The following is an 18,632-nucleotide window of genomic DNA, read 5'->3' as shown; positions in this document are numbered from 1 at the left end:
CCTCACTAGCTAGCATGGAGTACCGTTAGCACCAGCCCCACAATTGACCGTCGTTAAATCATCTGCTGTACCATCATCTTTTGGCGTGTAACTGACCGCCTCCGTTTGTGCACTGCTGCGATGCATCGTTAGCACCACCATGCTGTATGGTGCAAGCGTGACCTTCTGGCTATGCCAGGGGCCGAACGAAAGGATGTTGCCCACCGGATCGATCTGTACAGTCTGTTGCTGAGCCGATTTGTTGACGAAGAACAGGCCGAGCGTTTTATGACTGCTATCGATGGTCGCGTAGGCTCCAACCGGGTTCCCCTGGATCGCGAGCGGCACTACTTCTCCTGGCTGCTGCCCATAGAGCTGTAGTTTGCCAAAGAGTTCCGTTGTACGCCCCATTACTGTCATTTTCCCATCTGCGCCAATCAGTGGATGAGGATTATTCACTCCAGAAGTGGAGAAGTAGGTGACGTTGTTGATCTGCTGATTGAGCAACGTTCCCATCGTATCTCCCCACCAGAGCGCTGCCTGACTTGGCAACTGGTTTGGATTGGGCGTTGGATTGGTGTTAATCTCGGTTAACGCAATTGGCAGATCGCTACCCGTGAAGCGCTTGATCTGCTCGCGCAGTCCCGGCAGGAGATAGTTCCACTCGTCCGTGCTGCTGAGCAACAGCCCTGGATTTTGATGGTTGAGTGTGAAGGGATAGCGGTGGAACGATACGCCATCAAGTAGTTGATAAGGATACTTTTTGCCGGTGCCGCAGTTCTGCTTTTCAAAATCGCCCACAACACGCAAAAACTCATCCATCCATGCGTGGCCGCCAGCGTCGAACGGACCTGCCCCGACACCATAATACTGACTGATCTCAGGACCAAATACTTTGATCGTTGGATCGTTCTGATGCATTTTAATCGAGAATTGGATGAATGAATTGGCGTATTCGGTGACGCTATAAGGCTTGCCGGTTGCTGGATTCTTGGTGAGATCTGGCTCATTGCCCACATTCCAGAACGTCACCGGATGAAATGGATCTTGCTGGCGCGATCCAGAACGCATCTGACTGTGCGGGTTGTTCATGTAGTCAACCCAGTTACTCGCATACGTCGCCAATCCATCGGAGTCATGCGGTACACCCTGGGGCTCCTGCCCCTGCGTAAATTTATTTGTCACAGGCCCGGCGAGATGTACTTGTAGCATCCCTTCCGTATCCGTATCCTTCATCATCTGTGTGAAATCGGCCAGTTGATTACTTGGCTTCTGCTGCTGGCCGGTGCCCTGGCCATTAGAAAGTATGTGTTGTTCCCCCCACGTGCCACCAGGATAACGCAGCAATTTGATATTCATCTCTTTCAACGTCTGGACTACTTGCTGGTTATAGACCATAAAGCCAGTGCCTACATTGTCGAGGGAGTCGCTATTCTGCTTGGGAAAGACATTGGTGCCTAAAAAATACTTACTGACAGGAAAGCTCTGGCGCAGGTCTAAGGTCGCGCTCTGTTGATCCCCGATGCGGATGGTAAGCTGGTCATTGGTTGTGGTCGTCAACGTGCCAATACGGATGCCACCCAGCACAACCAGAATAAGGAGTCCAATACTGACCCATACGAATAAGCGCCGCCGTCCTCCCGGTCCTTTTTGTGCGCCTGCGATGCCCGATTCCATTTCGAGTGGCGATCCTCCAGGCGGCATTTGCGCAATCGATCCGTTGGGACCGGCGTTATGATTGAATGCCATGCGTACCCTTCCTCTTGCTTCGCTTCATCAATCTTGTCGCTTCTTTTAAATAATAGCAGGGGTATGTATGTTTCCCTGATGTTTCTTTGCAGATTTTTCTGTATAGTAAAAACATCCAACTGTTTAGACGTACCGGGGCGCTGACTGGAACTGAATGGGAATTTTGTCATTGTGTATCGTCGCGACTAAGCTGTGTTCTCAAGCCATTCTAATACTCCTCTTGCACGAGTATTATATTCCCTTCCCATTATCTATCATGAAACCTCTCTGTTTTAACAATATCACATCTCTCTTTTATCCAGAACAGTTGGAGTATGACTATAATCATAATACATGAGCAGACATACAAGGGTTGCAAGTGTGGCAGGCAAAATGGTACTGATAGACTACTACAAGACTCTTTTTGCTTTCAGACAGAACAGGCCAGCAACAGAAAAAGATTCCCTACTCATTTAACGTCCGGTAAGGGTAGAATCGGGATGGCTCATAGGTAAGTTTGCTGGATTGAAAAGTGAACGCGCATCTCTTGCACGACCGCAAATAAGAAATGCCGTCAGCAAGAGATGCTATTTTTAAGGAATATGTATTCTTTCACAGAGCAAAGAAGTTCATGTTGTTGCTATGCTGTGAAAAATTTCCCTCAAAACAAAAATCATGCTGCTACGATTTCGCCGCTCTCTACCTGTGCTTTAATCAAACGAGCATAGAAGCCATCGCGACGCAACAGGAGTTCATGTGTACCCTGCTCGACGATGCGCCCCTGATCAAGCACGAGAATCAGATCGGCATTGCGAATCGTGCTCAGGCGATGAGCTATGACGACCTGGGTGCAGGAGAGGCTATTGACGTTCTGTTCAACGGCGCGTTCCGTCGCCACGTCTAACGCGCTGGTGGCCTCATCCAGCAAAAGTACAGCGGGCTGGTTGGCGAGAGCACGAGCCAGCGCCAGACGCTGACGTTGGCCGCCAGAAAAGACGCTGCCACCTTCCGAGAGCAGTGTTTCATAGCCCATCGGCATTGCTTCGATGTCTTCATGGATGGCCGCAGCCTTTGCTGCTTCGACGACCTGCTCCATGCCCAGTGCAGGATTGTTGAACGCGATATTTTCACGAACAGAGCCGCTGAAGATAAAGCTTTCCTGCAAAACCACACCCAACTGTCTGCGCAATTCCTGATAATTCATGTGCTGTAAGGGTATGCCATCGAATAGAATGTTGCCTTTGCTCGGTGTCATCAGGCCGATCAGCAGCTTGCCAAGCGTGCTCTTGCCCGACCCTGTTCTGCCAACAAGAGCCACTTTTTGTCCGGGTCGAATCTTCACGCTAATATCGTTGAGAATCGGCGGCGTGTTTGGATCGTACTGAAAGCTGACATTTCTCAGTTCAATGCGCCCTGTAAGCTGGGGCGGTATCTGAACCTGCTGAGGATCTTGCTCCGGTTCGGCCCCGATTACATCCGCAATGCGCTCGAAGTGCGCTCGTGCGACCTGAATCATCTGTCCACTGGATGCCAGCGAATTGAGGGGCAACAAGAAGGAAGCCGCCAGGGTGTTGAGCGCAAGCATCGTGCCCATCGACATGTTGCCCGCCATCACCTGCAAGGCTCCTAACCAGAGTAAAAGCAGGGGCGAAAGGACATAAATGATTTCCAGTATGATGGAGATGACCGACATGAGATAGTTGCGGCGCACCGATATATTCATCTCATCGAAGAAGAGGTTCGTCCAGCGGTCGAGCACGCGCTGCTCAGCACCAGCAGCCTTCACCGTCGCAATGCCAGCCAGAATTTCATTCATGTATCCCTGCGTCTTGCCCTGTGCGGCCAGATCGCGTCGTGTGAGTCTGCGGATGGCCGGAGCCGTGAGCAGAAGCAAACCGACCTGCAATGCGCCAATCACCAGTGTTGTCCCGGCCACCAGCCTCGACTGTGCGATGAGCACGGCGAGATAGACCAGAATGGTGCTCCCATCCAACATTGTAGAAATCATCTGGTTGGAGAGCAGGTCGCGAATCGCAATATTGCTTTGCACACGAGCCAGCAGATCACCGTTCAGACGCATTTGAAAGAAGCGATACGGCAAGCTGAGCAGATGCTCAAAAAAGTTCAGCATCATGCGTGCATCGATATGCGTCTGCAAGTAGATGAGCAGGGAGGCACGTAAGAGTTTTGTCGCGCCTTGCGTGATGACCAGAAGGAGCATGCCCAGGCCGAACAGCATCAACATGCTGGTGGATTTTGTCGGGATAATGTAATCCACTACGACTGCTGTTAGCAGCGGCGCACCTAATCCGAGCACCTGGAGTAGCAAAGAGGAGGCAAGAATCTGAATCACCACGCCGCGCATCTGCAACAAAGATCGCATATAGCTCCAGAGGGTGAGCGAGGATTGGCTGCTACGCCGCTCAAACTGAGCACCGGGTTCAAGTGTGATGACAACGCCAGTAAAACCCTCGTCGAACTCCTCTGCACTTAACCTGCGTCGTCCAACCGCAGGATCAACCAGATCTACATGTGTACGCGACCAGCGTTCGACAATCACAAAGTGGTTAAACTCCCAATGGACAATGGCTGGCAACGCCACATTATGAAAATCGTTCTTTTTTAGCGAAATAGCACGTACCCGCAATCCGTATTGGCGAGCGGCTTTGACGATTGCTAGCGCCGAAAGACCATCGCGCCCCACACCACAGCGTTCCTGCACTTCTGAGATACTGATGGAGCGCCCATAGTAATTTAAGATCATCGCGAGGCAGGCGGCTCCACATTCGACAGCCATCATTTGCTTCATTTCAGGAACACGCCTCTTGAAGAAGGTGCGACGGGGTTTTCTCTGAACTGGACGCTGCCCCTGCTGTCTGCTCTGAGTATTCTGTCCATTCTGGTTCGGTTGGCCGTTCTCGTTCCCCTGGTGGATAGCAGGTGCAGGTTGAACTGGTTGTGGAACTGGAAATGCCACAATATTCCCTTCGATGTGCTGCCCCCGCTGCATCGTCCTCATCTCTTGCTGTGGCGCGGTAAAGATTGGTTGATTCGTTCCCTTACTCTCCTTCACGATTGGATGAGGCGGCAATGAAAGAGGGTAGGCATATGGAGGCGTGTCTCGATTGGGTTCTGGCCCCTCTTGCGGAAGCGACTGAAAGGCCGGGATCTTATCGCTAATGATATAAGATTGACTGTTAGGTAAAGAGAGCTTGAAGGGGCGAGACAACGGCACCTTTAACGGTTGTGAAGGAGTAGGTAATAGTTGAGATGGCGTCTTCTTCGGTGGCTGTGAAGGAGCAGGTAATGGTTGCGTGTTATCGGGTAAAGAAAGTTTGAATGGGCGAGATGGCGGTTCTTTCAATGGCTGCGAAGGAACTGGTAATGGTTGAGATGGTAGCTCTCGACTCAACTTGGCCGTATGGCTGGGCAAAGAGAGCTTTCTATTTTTTATTTGTTTCATATCTTGAGCATTGTGTTTATGACGCAGCCTGTCCTGTGCATCATCCATACGTCATCCCTCCTCTATCCTTTAAGAAATTGATTGAAACCGGGTAAAAGCGAGAGCACTCGCTGCGAACCAATACGTACCTGCGCTGCACATACGCTGCCAACATAGATACGCGTCGAAGAGGCTGATTTGATATCGACAAAGGCAACAATGGATGGTCCTGTCACCACCTGTACCAGTGCCCCCTGGAGATTAAAACGCTGCCGAGCCTCTTCTGGGCTGATCTTTTGCGTTTCAACCGAGGCAATAGATCCTGTAAGGCCGTTTGCTGTTGAGCCAACATTCAAATTGACTGGCTGCCCCCTGTGTAGTTGTCCCTGCTGATCCGGCGAGAAAAAGAGCGCCGCGACAATCTTGCTGTCACCCTGCTGATTCTGCTCCATAATAATTCCCTGCCCGGTAAGCGAGATAGGTAGCTCAACCAGCCAGGTCAGCCCGATTGCACCCAGAAAAAATACCACTACAATCCAGAGCAAGAGAAACGCCGGAGGAGAGATGACGCGCAGCAATACTCCTTGCTCTTGCCGTCTGAGATACTTCTGTATGGCGCTTTCACGAAAAATCGAACGCTTCGAGAAAGCCATCGGCTCTCCTTCTAGTTTTTGTAGAAAGAATAAATGGGGCCAGACGACAATCACGTCGCCTGGCTCCGGTTGCTCTATCTAGCAGGCTCTAGCAAACAGAGGTGCTAGAGCCTGCGGTAGAGGCTGGCGGGTATGCCTCACATGGATAGAGCCTGTTGACTATTGGTTCCTCACGTAAACTTTGCAAAAAAGAGCAAAATTTAGAGGCCGGCGACGCCCAGGGCTTTTCCAGTAACGCCGTTCACCGTGCCTGTCACACCAGTCAAGGTGCTTCCCACAAGGCCATTTGCGCTGAGGGCATCGGTACTCACTGCCAGACCAAGCTGTACACTGGTACCAGTGACAGCAGCACCAGCGTTAGCGGCGGTAGCGCCACCTGTTACCTCGGTGAGCTGCTCGTCGGTCAATTCGATCTGATCTTCAATGATTTCGGCTTTTTTCGTGAAATTGAACATAGTTGTAAATGGACCCCTTTCGTTTTCTTAGACATCTGCAACCATCTCTCTAAAGATAGTCACTCTTCTTTGTGTCGGCAAAATAAGCGTCCTGTCGTCCCGTAGACGGCCCGGCATGTCTTTCTGCTCATAAGTGACATAGCGGTGTGTACAACTTCATTTCGCCATTGATTGTGTTTCAAGAGATTACTGCCGTGCACGATTGGTGTACTTGAAACTATCGAGATTATACACCTTCTGGATATGCTTTGAGCAATATACACTATCAAAGTAGTCGTATGGTACTATATACCGCTGTTAAATATCTATCTTTTTAATAAACTGAACTGTAAATAATCTCTACTATAAAATATTAATAGCTCTACTATTTTTATATTATCTCTGCTACAAGATATAGAAAAATATGCACTGTGTGATATATAGGTATCTCAAACGATATCATCAAGCTGATTAGTAATAATGATTATATTACATGATATACATCTAATGCTCTTCTCCTTTTTCCAACGTGTTCTCCATTATTACATGGTAATTGAAGAAGTGAGGTTTAATTTTCCGCCAAAAAAGGCGATATAATATTGCCAGATGTGAGCCTTATCGGTTAGACTGGACAGCGACGGAGCGTAGAGGATGTGGATCACAATCATATTGATTGAAGGAGTGTGTGTATAATGGCTGAAGGTTTAAAGGTACTCAGCACCTTTCCGTTTTCTCTCAATTCTCAGATGGCCTTGCGTCAGGCGGCTCAGGCTGATGTGGTCTGTGTCACCAGTAGCGACGAATTACGTGATAGATTGCGTGAGACCGAGATCCTCTGTTCAGAGCGGATACCCGATGACTGGCGAGGGCTTGCGCCGCATCTGCGCTGGCTCCAGGTTGCGGGTGCCGGGGTCGATAATTTGCAGCCAACAGGCATTTTATCCCCGGAGAGCGGCGTAGTGATTACGACCGCAATCGGCATTAATGCATCCACGATTGGCGAATATGTTATTGGCAGCATGTTGATGTTTAATCGCACGTGGCCCGAAATGGTGCGGCTGCAAGAGCGCCATATCTGGCCTTTGAGCGCAAATTGGTATAAACTAGGGGGACGAGAGCTGGGAGAGCAGACCATCGGGATTATTGGCCTGGGCCATATTGGACGGCGCGTGGCTCAATTGGCAGCTGCGTTTGGGATGCGCGTGCTGGCTACCCGTCACTCCACCCGTAGTGGAGATACAGCCCCGGACGTAGATAGGCTCTATCCGCTGTCGCAACTACATGAACTGTTGCATCAGTGCGATTATGTTGTGCTGGCCGTCCCTTTGACGCCAGAGACCGAGCTGTTAATCGGAGAGGCTGAACTGCGCGCTATGCAACCACATACCTATCTGGTTAATATTGCGCGTGGCCGTATTATCGACGAGCAAGCGCTGATACGTGCGCTGCGGGAAGGCTGGATTGGTGGCGCTGGCCTGGATGTGGCGGCAGAGGAGCCGCTACCGGCTGATAGCCCTCTCTACTCCATGCCGAATGTGATTCTGACTCCCCATATTTCAGGGGTGAGTGTGCATTATGAGCAACGCCTGGCAACCCTCTTTGCCGATAATCTGCAACGCTATCGTTCCGGTCAGGCGCTACGTAATCTGTATAATCCGGCTCGTGGCTATTAATGAAAAGATGTGTTATTCGATACGAGGAGAGGTGAGCTTATGAGTGTCGATCTGGGATATGCCAGTGTGCTGGGAACTGATGCTGTCGGCCAGCCCGGGCAGCGGCGCTTTCGCCTTTTTGTAATGAGTGAGCGTGGCTCTGCTGTGATGTGGATGGAGAAGGAGCATCTTAACAGTCTCTCGTTGGCGCTGGATCGTTTCCTGGCGATGATCTCTGAGGGACAGATTCTACGCACAGAAGCGCAAGCTGGTATACGTCCATCCCCTAAAAGCATGCCAGCGAATTTTCCTCAGCGCCCAACATATGAGTTCCAGGTGGGTCAGATGAAGCTAAACTATGATGAGCAGGAGACGGCTTTTCTCTTGATCGTCACGCCTCTGGAGATTACGATGGAACGTGGGCAAGAGCCGCAGATCTATATGCGCGAGGACGATGATGTCTCGTTTCACTTTACTTTGCCCGACGCTCATGAACTGTCGAGTGGGATAGCTCAGATTGTCTCTGCCGGGCGTCCAGTCTGTCCTCTTTGCCATGCGCCACTCGATGGCGGCCCTCATGCTTGCGTGAAGCAAAATGGGCATCGTGAAATCCTGCGTATTGAAGAGCAGGATGAAGACGAGGAGGAATAAGAGGAGCGCTCGATAGGCGCTCCTCTTCCTTCGTGTAACAGACATGATTGAAAACAGACAAAGCGGACTCGAAGTACTGTTCTCTGTTCCACTCAATCAAGGCAGAAGTATTTATTGGCCTTTTGCAAGTAGATTTCTTCATTTGCCTCTATCATAAGCTTATGAAGCACTATGATATCGGCATCAGGTAAGCATTCAACTGGTTGTAAGCATAGTCGCATGGTCGGGCGACCATTTTCGATGACCTGAACGTAGCCCCTGCTCTTTGGCACGCGATACACCCGCTGAGGTTCAGCAGGACTTGGAATCTCGACGTAGCCCCGCCAGATAAGTTGTCGAAACTGCTCAGCTGTCAGTGTATCGCGCAAAAGATCCGCTGCTCGTCGTTCGGCCCGCGACCATCCTTTCACGTATGGCTGCACGATTAGCCATACCATCGGCGCTATTGCCAGTATTATGATGATCCAACAGAGGGCCGTTAGCGCCTGAGAGATCAGGTTCATCCACCAACAACTCTCGGCACCATTACTATCTGCTCAGCAGTGGCGTCAAACTGATCGATGCGCTGGATCGGTTTCCCTGGCTCAACGCGGAATGCCGTTGATCCTTTTGCTCGCTCCTGGGCAAAAATGCGCTCTGCTTCCCGGACTGCTGCTATGGCTTCGAGATCGCCAGCCACAACTTTTTGCTCGTCCCAGGTGAGGCGGTCATCCCCACGCCGTGACATCACCCGTAACATTCCCACAGTCGTTCCTCCTTCGTAGTCTACGCCATTTCTGATGGCAGTTTCCAACGAACATTTTTCCGAGCCTCTCACTCTGGGGATTGCCCGGTCTTCATCAAACGAACTACAGGGTTTAGAGAAATGCACTTCCCAGTCCATACGCCTTTTCTAGTCACATCTGGCTCTGTCTGTTTGTTTCTCAATGACATGTCTGCTACAAACACTGGTAGAAGCACGATTGGCGCTATCCAGGTGCGAAAAGACATATACTAAATTGAATACGCATTACTACTATTGTACGTGACAGTTTTACGATAGTCAATGCTTGTGACACGACTTCAGCCCTACTATGCTCGAACATTAACTCATGGGCTGGCACGCACGCTAAAACATTTTCTATCAACCCGATACGACTTTTGTACCACATTCAGCACAGAAACGCGCTCCCTCCCCCACCGGCGAGGCGCATTTCGGACAAAAGAGGTCCGGCAACGGCAGCTTTGTGCCGCAGTCCTGACAAAATTTTCCCGGCGGTCCCATACGTCTGCACGTAGGACACATGACCGTTTTTGGGTAGCCTGGCGTGCTAAAACCAGCTATGGCTGCTGGCGACGGCGCTGCAATGCTCGCCTGCTGTCCCGGTCTGCCGGGCAAAGCTGGTGGCGTAGCGGGTTGTATCATATCCGGTGTGACGGCAGAGGGGATGGCGTTAACGTTGAATTGCGGTGCCTGATAGCTCTTCTCGATCTGTTGTCTCTGTGCATCGATGTTCAACTCGTGCTGAAAATGCGCCCCATCCGCTCGCAGATCGGGTGCGCAGCCTGTGCAGAGATTGATGCCGACATTGAAACAGCGGTTACAAACAGTTGAAGAGCATTTGGGGCAGAAGTGGAAGTGGTGTTTGATCTCTGCCCAGGACTTTTGGAGCGCTTCGGCCTGCTCGTTATGCCAGCGGCTGCCATAAATTTTTTGCCCTGCCTCGGCAGCTCTGCCCCACATGCCTCCCAGCAGCCCGATGCCGATATCTGCAATATTGCTCACAGTGGCAACTGTGGAGCGGATCGGGGTCGTTTCAATTTGCCAGTAACAGCGATGGCAGGTGAAACGGAACGCGAAATAGCCTTGCGATTGATCGCTCATGTCCGTGTAGATATTCGGGACAACATAGAATTGCGACATTGTGCAGCACCTCGGGTTGTTATCAGGACTTTGGCATGGTAATGGCGGCGATGGCGACAGTACCAGGACCGGTATGCGTTCCAAGTACCGCTCCAAGTTTGTATCTGGGAATTTCTTTGTGATAGACCGTTTGTAAGACGGAGGCCAGTTGACTTCCCACCTCGTCGTTTGACTCTGCAATGGCGAGATATTCGAGTGGCTCCATCTCTTTGACCAGTTGGGCAATTCGTGCGTAAGCTTTACTGCGGGTGCGCGGCTGCTCGACGGGAACCACTGCACCATCTTTGAGAGACACAATAGGTTTCACGCTCAACATATTGCCGAGCAGCGCCCTTGCACCTCCAATGCGCCCGCCACGCTTCACATATTCGAGCGTGTCCAGAACGGCCAGGATGTGTGAGCGCGTTTGCTCGCTGACAACATATGCTTTGATCTCTGCCAGCCCTACGCCCTCTCTGGTTTTCTCTGCTGCCTGCAAGATGGCATGGGACATGCCCGCGCTGATGCTTTGCGAGTCTACAACCTCTATTGGCACCGTTTTCAACTGCTCGTCCAGCGTGTCTCGCGCTGTGCAGGCCGATTGGTAGGTGCCACTCAAGCCAGAGGAGAGGTGAACGGAGAGAATGCCGGTCGCGCCTGCCTCGATCAAGTGCGTGTAGGCTGCTTGAAAGGCGGCTGGTGAGGGCTGCGATGTGCGCGGGAGCGTTTTGCTCTCCTGAAGCTTCTGATAGAACCCTGCGTTATCCAGTTCGACATTATCTGAATAGGCATCATCGCCAAAGAAAACAGTGAGGGGGACGATGGTGATCCCTGACGCCTCGGCCTGTTCTAGCGGGATATCGGCGGTGCTATCCGTGACTACGTGGACGGTCATTCGTGGCCTCCTGACAGGAAAAGTTGGTTATTCGGCTGAGAGTATATAGGCATAATAGAGCTGCCCTCCATCGACGACTTCGATCTCAAGATGTGAGTGCTGCTCTTTGATGCGGCGGCTGGTCTCCTGAGCTGCCTCTACCGTTACGTTTGCTCCATAATACAATGTAACGATCTCGTAGTTATCAATTTGCATACGTTGCAACGTGTCTTGCAGGACTATTTGAATATCCTGACCTGCCACTGCCAGATTGCCATTGATGACGCCGATAAAATCCCCTTCACGCACGGTCACGCTGTCAATCTGGACGGAGCGAACGGCGGTAGTAATCTCTGCTGTCTGGATGTGTTCGATTGCGTCCGTCATTGCCTGGCAATTGGTGGCGAAATCGGCGGCGTAGTTAAAGGCCAGCAAAGCCGCGATCCCCTGTGGCAGCGTCTTGCTGGGGACGACGTAGATCTCTTTGTCGGTCAGATTTTTTACTTGCTGGGCGCTCAGAATGACGTTGCTGTTGTTGGGTAGGAGAATCACCTGTTTTCCTGTCACCGTATCGACAGCGGTAAGCAACTCTTCGATGCTGGGGTTCATCGTCTGCCCGCCCGATACCAGTTCGCTCACGCCCAGACCCTCAAAGACCTTTTCAAAACCGTTGCCGGATACAACGGCGACGGTGGTGATCTGTGTGGTCTCCTCTTCTTCCTGTTCTTCGGCGTGTTCTAGCGCGCTTTCTGCTGCATATGTGAGACTCTGTTCCTGCAAGTTTTCAATGTTGATATCGGTCAAACTACCCAGGCTAACGCCGTAATCGAGGATTTTTCCGGGGGTTGCAATGTGGGTATGTACTTTGAGCATGCGTTCGTCGCCAGCCACCACCGTTGAGACGCCGCCCATATCGATAATCGTCTGGCGGATTTTATCGACATCCAGTTGTTGTCCACGCACCAGAAAGACGACTTCATAGCCGAACTCTTCCTCGACCGTCACGCGCCCTTTCTTGACGTGGGCCTCGGTCTCAAGCTGATTCGTTGCAACTGTTGTCGGTATGACCGTTGTGCCGCCTGCCTCGCCACGCGTGTAGCGCCAGATACCCTCCAGCAAGGTGCAAAAGCCCTGTCCACCAGCATCAACAACACCAGCTTGCTTGAGGGTGGGAAGTAGATCAGGCGTGCGTGCGACCGATTGTCGTGCGCTTGTGACCACCTCTTGCAGCAGCGTCACCAGGTCATCACCTTTTTCGGCGCTATGCTGGGCAGCTTCTGCCGTTTCGCGTACTACCGTGAGAATGGTACCTTCTACTGGCTTGAGGACCGCACGGTAGGCCATGCGCGATGCCTCTTCAAATGCAGCCGCCAGGTCTGTTGCAGTAAATGTGGTTTTTTTGTCTAATCCCTTCGCCAATCCGCGCAATGTCTGGGAGAGAATCACTCCTGAGTTGCCGCGTGCGCCAAGTAGTGCATCGTGGGCAATTTTGGCCGCGATCACTCCAGCTGACGTTTCCTCGCTATCGGCAATTGTGCGTATGGCCGACTTCATTGTGGCCGACATGTTTGATCCTGTATCTCCATCGGGTACAGGGAAAACGTTGAGTGCGTTGATCGCGTCGCGATGTTGCTCCAGCCACGCTGCACCTGCCAGAATTGCTTTCTTCAAATCCTGGCCGTCGAAGACACTGATACGCCGGCTGCGTTGTCGGAATGTGCGCGGTGCTTGTTCCTGCATAGCAGTTTTATTACCCTTTGTTCTCTTACTACTTTATTTGTCGTCGTGCGATCCCGGTCCGTGAAGTAATCCCTGGACATTCACATTAACCTGAGCGACAGGTATGCCTAACATTTTTTCGGTTGAGAATTTGACGCTGCTCATGATGTTATGGGCAATTTCGGAAATGCGGAGTCCATATTCCAGCACCACATACACATCAAGATGCAATTGCTCGTTCACAACCTGTACACGTACTCCCTGATTACTTTGGTTCAGGGGCAGCAGTATGGCCTGGCCGTTGTGGAGACGAGGTGAGGCAATGCCCAGAACGCCGTAGCAAGAAATGGTGGCCTGTACAACGATGGTGTGGATCGCGTTGGGTAAGACCTCGATCTTGCCGCGAGGACCAGTGCCGTGTTGTGGATGAATTGCAGATGCTTTTGGCATGCGCATAGCTCTTCTCTCTTGCCAAATTAATTGAGATGGGTTATACTCGCATAACGTGTTAGGGCTTCCCTATCAGTGCGGATTGCAATTTGCCCAAATAGGCTGCAATTGCAAGGTTCTGATGCAGTATACCAGAGGCCCATCTGAGAATCAAGTAAACTCGACCCGCTGGATCATTGGTCCCTTGAGCGTTTTGGCTCTGTCTGGTTCGCGATGAGACCGGGGAATGCAATTTTTAGGAAGGAAGGAAGATAGAAATGGCCGCAGGTCGTTGCGATATCTGTGAGCGGAAGCCTATGTATGGGAACAACGTTCCGTTTTCACAACATCGAACCCGTCGTCGTTTTGTTCTCAATGTTCAGCGCCGCCGTATTGAAATCAATGGCGTGCCTCGCAATGTCAATATCTGCACCCGCTGCTTGCGCACTATGAGCAAACTGCCAAAGGTACGAAAGTAATTGCAGACGGCAGGAAAAAGGATGTCCACAAGGGGTACTTCACCTGCACAGTGAGGTGATCCTTGCGGGCATCCTTTCTTCTTTGCTCGCGATCAGTTTATTCGTTCTGCTTATTTATTGCTATCGCTTATTTCGCCATCGTCACTGGCTTCCCCTTTTCAAAGCGCGTCCGCAACTGTCCACAGGCCGCAGCAATGTCGTCCCCTCGCTCTGCACGCACGCTATTGCTCACTCCATGCTCGAAAAGGATGTTGCGGAAGAGGCGAATGGCTCCCGGCGTGGGTGGACGATAATCGGCACTCGTTGCGTTAACAGGAATGCAGTTAACGTGGGCGAATTGCTTGAGCGGTGCCAGCAACTCAGCCAGTTGTTGGGCATATTCGGGCGTGTCGTTTACTCCTGACAGCAAGACATACTCAAACGTTACCTGCCGTTTGGTGGCGGCGATATAGTCCCGGCATGCTGCCAGCAGTTCTTCCAGCGGATATTTGCGGTTTACGGGCATGGTGCGGCTGCGCAGTTCGTCGCTCGGCGCGTGCAATGAGATGGCGAGGTTGATCTGCAAAGGCTCGTGGCTTAGTTTGCGGATAGCCGGGACCAGACCAACGGTTGAGACGGTCATATGGCGTGCTCCCAGATTAAAGCCATCGGCGCTATTTAAGATCCGCAGCGCTTGCAACACATTGTCGTAGTTATGTAGCGGCTCGCCCATGCCCATCAACACAATGTTGGTGATATGCTCGATTGGCTTGCTGCCCGGCAGACCTGCCGCTGTCCAGGGCGCGCTCCGTAGCTCGCGTGCAAAGTAGAGTACCTGCGCCACAATCTCTCCGGCGCTCAGATGACGATCAAAGCCCATCTGTCCAGTCGCGCAGAAAGTGCAACCAAAGGCACATCCCGCCTGACTGGAGACGCAGACGGTTGCGCGTGCGCTGCTCTCGCCAAGCGAGGGATACAGCATCAACACCGACTCAATAAGCTTGCCATCGGCCAGTTCCAGTAAGATCTTGCGCGTGCGGTCATCTTTCGAGTGCTGCTCGCTGCGCACGATCATCGGGCCTATACTGGCCTCTTCTGTCAGCTTGTTGCGCAGTGCTTGCGGCAGATTGGTCATCGCGGCAAAATCAGTGACGAGGTGTTGATAGAGCCAGCTATAGACCTGCTTCGCGCGAAACACAGCCTCGCCATGAGCAACCATCCACTCTTTAAGTTGGGGAAGCGTCAGTGCCAGCAGGTCAGTTTTTTTATTCAATTGAGATGAAGAAGTCGGCGTGATTGTCATAGTATGCCAATTATAGCACGAGTTGAACATAATGAGATCAGGCAATCTCCTCCGATGTGCTCTTTTTCTCCTCAGTCAGGTAGTGTCGCACTGCCTTCTCTATCTTTGCTGTGCTAACCTTGACGATCAGGTCGCGTAACGTTGCCGGGCTGACCAGAGTGTCGCCGACCTCTTTTGCCAGTGACTCAAGGCGGGGAAAGCGGGCTTGCACAATCGCCTGCAACATCTGCCGATATTCCTGTACCTGTTCCGAATGCTCCTCCTCTTGAACCTGCTGTTTGATCTCTGCATAAATCCACGTGTCTTTTAAGATATCGTATTGATACACACTCATCTCCTACTCGTTTCATTGTTTGATGGGGAATCGCTCTATATATAATAATACGCAGCTCTCACAGAAAAGCGGAAGATGGGCAAAAATTAGGACATTTGCCAGAGGGTATCATCTACTACTTTCGCGTATAATAATACGTAATAGGATAGGACATAGCCTTCCAATGCTAGCCGTAACAGGTTCGTTCTTGTTTGTTGATCAGAGAAAGTCACCACAGAAGGATGAGTGTTTAATGTCGATACCCGCAGCATCCACCGACAGAACAGAGGCAGAGAGGTCTGCGCAACCCAACATGGCAAGCTTTCGGCGCGTTCTCAAAAACCGGAATTTCTTGCTGCTCTGGTTGGCTCAACTCATCTCTCTAACCATTATGAATGCCGCTAACTATGGCATCGTAGTTCAGGTCACGGATGTCACTCATTCAACGCTGATGGCTGGTCTGGCAATCATCGCCTTTACGCTACCTGCCGTACCGTTCAGTGCCATTGCTGGTGTGCTGGTGGATCGGCTGGATAAGCGATTGGTTCTCTGGGTAAGCAATATTTTACGAACGGGCGTGATGTTGCTGGTGGTGGTCTCGTTGTTCTTGAATCCTGCGGATGTCTGGCCGCTCTTTGTCCTGACGTTCCTGGCGTCGTTGATCGGCCAGTTTTTCACGCCAGCGGAGGGAGCGACGATTCCCCTGCTGGTTGGCGAACGCGAGTTGATGCCCGCGCTCGCGCTGTTCAACATTTCGTTGACCGTCTCTCAGGCCATCGGATTTCTGCTCTTTGGCCGCATTGTTGCGGCGATCTTTCCGCCTTTCTTGATGACGATTGGTTCCCTTCAACTGCATGTCGAGTCTATAGAGATGCTATTTGTGGTGGCGGCAATCCTCTATGCCGTGTGTGCTGGCTTGATCCTGGGCATCCCGGCCAGCGCATGCAGACAGGCGCACGTCAAATATAGAATCCTGGGCGAACGTAGCGATGCTAGAGTAGAGATGGGCGAGGCCATCAGAAGCCTATGGCGCGATATGGTCGAGGGCTGGCAGATCGTCAGGATGGATCGCTTGCTCTATTTCTCGGTAATTCAGCTTTCGGTCGTAGGTGTGATTATGCTGCTGATCGGCGAGCTGGCGGGTACGTTTGTGCAACAGGTCTTGCATCGCCCAGCGGAGGATATGTCAATCATCCTGGCTCCGGCTGGCGTTGGTCTGGTGGGTGCCTCGGTCCTTATGCCGCATATTACGCAGCGCTTCGGCAGGATTCGACTGACGGTGATCGGTTTTATTGTGCTTGGTCTGGGTTTCCTGCTACTGCCCGTCAGTCAGTGGGTCGCGCTGCATTTCGATCCGCAACACGGAGCCGAATCGCCCTGGCTGCTCTGGACGACGGTGCTGCTGGTCTTTCTCCTGGGCGTTGCGATGGCGATTGTGAACATCCCCACGCAGACATTGATGCAGGAACGCGCTCCCGAAGAGGGTCGCGCGCGTGTCCTCTCGCTCCAATTTATGATCTACAATACCGGCTCGATCCCGGTGCTGCTCTTCGCTGGCATCATCGCTCAAGTGCTGGGCTTCACGCTGCTGATCGTGCTGCTCTCATCCAGCCTGCTCCTCTTCTGCTGGTGGGGTGTGCGCTATACGAGAGGCGCTGAGGAGCAAGCGGAAGAGCAATCAGAGGCAGAAGAGGAAGACGAAATCCCCGCTTCCTCGCAAAAGCAGTAATAGATGCATTCCAATATAATAATAGATTAATGATGTATTTCGCAGACAAAGTGCGATGAACCTGGTATGATGCTGCTGGTTGGGTGTGGTAGCGAAGGGGAAATAACATGGTGGAGGTCTGGGAGTGTTATGGCAAAGTCGAAAAAGGTTGAAGAGCAGCAAATCGTAGTGGAGGACGAAGAGCAGCAGGGCCAATCACAAACATACGACGCGAGCATGAAGGAGCTGGTAGATCGGCAGGTCAAAGATATTGTGGCTGCATTGTTGCCGGGTGCATCTTACGAGGATACGCTCAACGTCGAGATTGCGCGTCCACTCATGCGTACTGATAAGGTGTACATAATCGTTTATCGTGGTAAGAAGCATATTCTGCATCTAGAATTTGAGTCTGGCAAGAACAAACGCATGGGCGCACGTATGCTAGCATATAATGCGGCGCTACATTTGAAATACAACTTGCCGGTCATCTCGATTGTGGTCTATCTGTTCAAAACAAGTATGGCGATCTCGCCATTTGTGCTTGAAGGTGGAGATGGCACGATTACCACGTTTCATTTTCGCATCTTGCCGTTGTTTCTGCTGAACGCACGGCACTATGTGAGCGAACATATTACCTGCATGTATCCCTTGTTGCCCACGATGCAGGGGATCACTCACGAGTTGTTGCTCACTGCGATGAAAGAAATGGAGCAAGTCTACAAGGACGATAACGATACCCTGAGCGATTTTTTCGCCTATATGGTAATCTTACTGGAGAGAGTCGAGACAATTGCTCCGTTGGAGAAAGCAAGGATGAAAGAGGTCTTGAATATGTACGGCACCTGGTGGGATGAGAGTCCACTAATTCAACATGAAAGAGCAATAAGTAAAGTAGAAACGTTACGGAACTCTATAGTAAAAGTCGTAGGTGTACGTTTTCCACATCTTGCGGATTTGGCTCGAAAAAAGGTGACTCAGATAAGTGATTTCGATAAACTTGATGAGTTGCTAGTGCAAATTTCAACGTCTCCCGACGAGGCAAGCGTGCGCTCGTTGTTGGCACCAACAGCAGCTTAGCTCCATATGAAGTTGGAGGTTGGGAAGGAGTGCAACGTATGCCTGATGATTGGTGGGATGAAAGCCCAATAATACAGAAGATGAGAGCGGAATATAGAGCTAAAGGAAGAATTGAGGCTTTACGAGAGGGCACAGTAATTGCTATCAATGCACACTATCCTCATCTTGCTAATTTGGCTCGTCAAAAAGTTAATCAGATAAATGATCCACAGCAGTTGCGTAACTTGCTTGCACAATTTTTCACTGCATCGGACGAAGCAAGTATCCGTCAATTGCTTGCTTCAGTCTCCTCTTAATGGCTCGCTCGTTTAATGTAGGCAACAGTCATGA

The 18,632-nt window shown here is 51.4% G+C and carries 18 protein-coding genes; 6 read left to right on the top strand and 12 right to left on the bottom strand.

The features are described from left to right. Nucleotides 1–9 precede the first annotated feature (9 nt). From K3T83_RS12315 to K3T83_RS12300, 4 genes are all read right to left on the bottom strand, one after another. The gene (locus K3T83_RS12315; protein ID WP_220203263.1) at nt 10–1,728 is read right to left on the bottom strand and encodes a glycoside hydrolase family 44 protein; all 1,719 of its coding nucleotides are present in this window, start codon (nt 1,726–1,728) and stop codon (nt 10–12) included. 652 nt (nt 1,729–2,380) lie between these two features. Next, nucleotides 2,381–5,218, bottom strand: a complete 2,838-nt coding sequence (locus tag K3T83_RS12310; RefSeq protein ID WP_220203262.1) for a peptidase domain-containing ABC transporter — start codon at nt 5,216–5,218, stop codon at nt 2,381–2,383. Nucleotides 5,219–5,232: 14 nt separating this feature from the next. Further along, the gene (locus K3T83_RS12305) at nt 5,233–5,802 is read right to left on the bottom strand and encodes a hypothetical protein (protein WP_220203261.1); all 570 of its coding nucleotides are present in this window, start codon (nt 5,800–5,802) and stop codon (nt 5,233–5,235) included. A 200-nt stretch (nt 5,803–6,002) separates the two neighbouring features. Then, nucleotides 6,003–6,257 carry a hypothetical protein gene (locus K3T83_RS12300; protein ID WP_220203260.1) on the bottom strand — a complete coding sequence of 85 codons (255 nt, stop codon included), beginning with the start codon at nt 6,255–6,257 and terminating at the stop codon, nt 6,003–6,005. Between the two features lie 671 nt (nt 6,258–6,928). On the opposite strand from K3T83_RS12300, the gene K3T83_RS12295 reads away from it, so the two are divergent. Together K3T83_RS12295 and K3T83_RS12290 are read left to right on the top strand one after the other, a co-directional pair. Beyond that, complete coding sequence (locus K3T83_RS12295; RefSeq protein WP_220203259.1) at nt 6,929–7,909, top strand: D-2-hydroxyacid dehydrogenase; 981 nt, start codon at nt 6,929–6,931, stop codon at nt 7,907–7,909. A 39-nt stretch (nt 7,910–7,948) separates the two neighbouring features. Then, entirely contained in the window at nt 7,949–8,539 is a 591-nt protein-coding gene (locus tag K3T83_RS12290; protein ID WP_220203258.1) for a DUF3090 family protein, read from the top strand. Nucleotides 8,540–8,631: 92 nt separating this feature from the next. Here K3T83_RS12290 and K3T83_RS12285 read toward each other — a convergent pair whose 3' ends face one another. The 6 genes from K3T83_RS12285 to K3T83_RS12260 all read right to left on the bottom strand — a co-directional run bounded on the left by K3T83_RS12285 (nt 8,632) and on the right by K3T83_RS12260 (nt 13,464). Then, complete coding sequence (locus K3T83_RS12285; RefSeq protein WP_220203257.1) at nt 8,632–9,042, bottom strand: hypothetical protein; 411 nt, start codon at nt 9,040–9,042, stop codon at nt 8,632–8,634. Next, complete coding sequence (locus K3T83_RS12280) at nt 9,039–9,278, bottom strand: hypothetical protein (RefSeq protein WP_236065113.1); 240 nt, start codon at nt 9,276–9,278, stop codon at nt 9,039–9,041. The genes K3T83_RS12285 and K3T83_RS12280 overlap by 4 nt, the downstream gene beginning before the upstream one ends. A gap of 384 nt (nt 9,279–9,662) precedes the next feature. Beyond that, complete coding sequence (locus tag K3T83_RS12275) at nt 9,663–10,442, bottom strand: zinc ribbon domain-containing protein (RefSeq protein ID WP_220203255.1); 780 nt, start codon at nt 10,440–10,442, stop codon at nt 9,663–9,665. Nucleotides 10,443–10,464: 22 nt separating this feature from the next. Continuing rightward, complete coding sequence (locus K3T83_RS12270) at nt 10,465–11,316, bottom strand: DegV family protein (RefSeq protein ID WP_220203254.1); 852 nt, start codon at nt 11,314–11,316, stop codon at nt 10,465–10,467. Nucleotides 11,317–11,343: 27 nt separating this feature from the next. Then, nucleotides 11,344–13,035: a DAK2 domain-containing protein gene (fakA, locus tag K3T83_RS12265; protein ID WP_220203253.1), complete on the bottom strand. Its 1,692-nt coding sequence runs from the start codon at nt 13,033–13,035 to the stop codon at nt 11,344–11,346. A 33-nt stretch (nt 13,036–13,068) separates the two neighbouring features. Further along, the gene (locus K3T83_RS12260) at nt 13,069–13,464 is read right to left on the bottom strand and encodes an Asp23/Gls24 family envelope stress response protein (protein ID WP_220203252.1); all 396 of its coding nucleotides are present in this window, start codon (nt 13,462–13,464) and stop codon (nt 13,069–13,071) included. A 257-nt stretch (nt 13,465–13,721) separates the two neighbouring features. Between K3T83_RS12260 and rpmB the strand changes: the two genes are divergently transcribed. Beyond that, the gene (gene rpmB, locus K3T83_RS12255) at nt 13,722–13,922 is read left to right on the top strand and encodes a 50S ribosomal protein L28 (protein ID WP_220203251.1); all 201 of its coding nucleotides are present in this window, start codon (nt 13,722–13,724) and stop codon (nt 13,920–13,922) included. Between the two features lie 127 nt (nt 13,923–14,049). Here rpmB and rlmN read toward each other — a convergent pair whose 3' ends face one another. Together rlmN and K3T83_RS12245 are read right to left on the bottom strand one after the other, a co-directional pair. Further along, complete coding sequence (gene rlmN / locus K3T83_RS12250; protein ID WP_220203250.1) at nt 14,050–15,249, bottom strand: dual-specificity RNA methyltransferase RlmN; 1,200 nt, start codon at nt 15,247–15,249, stop codon at nt 14,050–14,052. Beyond that, on the bottom strand, nt 15,242–15,538 hold the full coding sequence (locus K3T83_RS12245) for a hypothetical protein (protein WP_220203249.1): 297 nt from the start codon (nt 15,536–15,538) through the stop codon (nt 15,242–15,244). Before K3T83_RS12245 ends, rlmN begins: the two co-directional genes overlap by 8 nt. 232 nt (nt 15,539–15,770) lie before the next feature. Between K3T83_RS12245 and K3T83_RS12240 the strand changes: the two genes are divergently transcribed. The 3 genes from K3T83_RS12240 to K3T83_RS12230 all read left to right on the top strand — a co-directional run bounded on the left by K3T83_RS12240 (nt 15,771) and on the right by K3T83_RS12230 (nt 18,598). Then, nucleotides 15,771–17,246, top strand: a complete 1,476-nt coding sequence (locus K3T83_RS12240; protein WP_220203248.1) for an MFS transporter — start codon at nt 15,771–15,773, stop codon at nt 17,244–17,246. Nucleotides 17,247–17,375: 129 nt separating this feature from the next. Further along, nucleotides 17,376–18,302 (top strand): hypothetical protein, encoded by a 927-nt coding sequence (locus K3T83_RS12235; RefSeq protein WP_220203247.1) that lies wholly within the window; start codon nt 17,376–17,378, stop codon nt 18,300–18,302. A 38-nt stretch (nt 18,303–18,340) separates the two neighbouring features. Beyond that, on the top strand, nt 18,341–18,598 hold the full coding sequence (locus tag K3T83_RS12230) for a hypothetical protein (RefSeq protein WP_220203246.1): 258 nt from the start codon (nt 18,341–18,343) through the stop codon (nt 18,596–18,598). Nucleotides 18,599–18,632: the final 34 nt, after the last annotated feature.

This window comes from Reticulibacter mediterranei (assembly GCF_016587455.1).
This window is presented reverse-complemented; position numbering and strand designations above follow the sequence as displayed.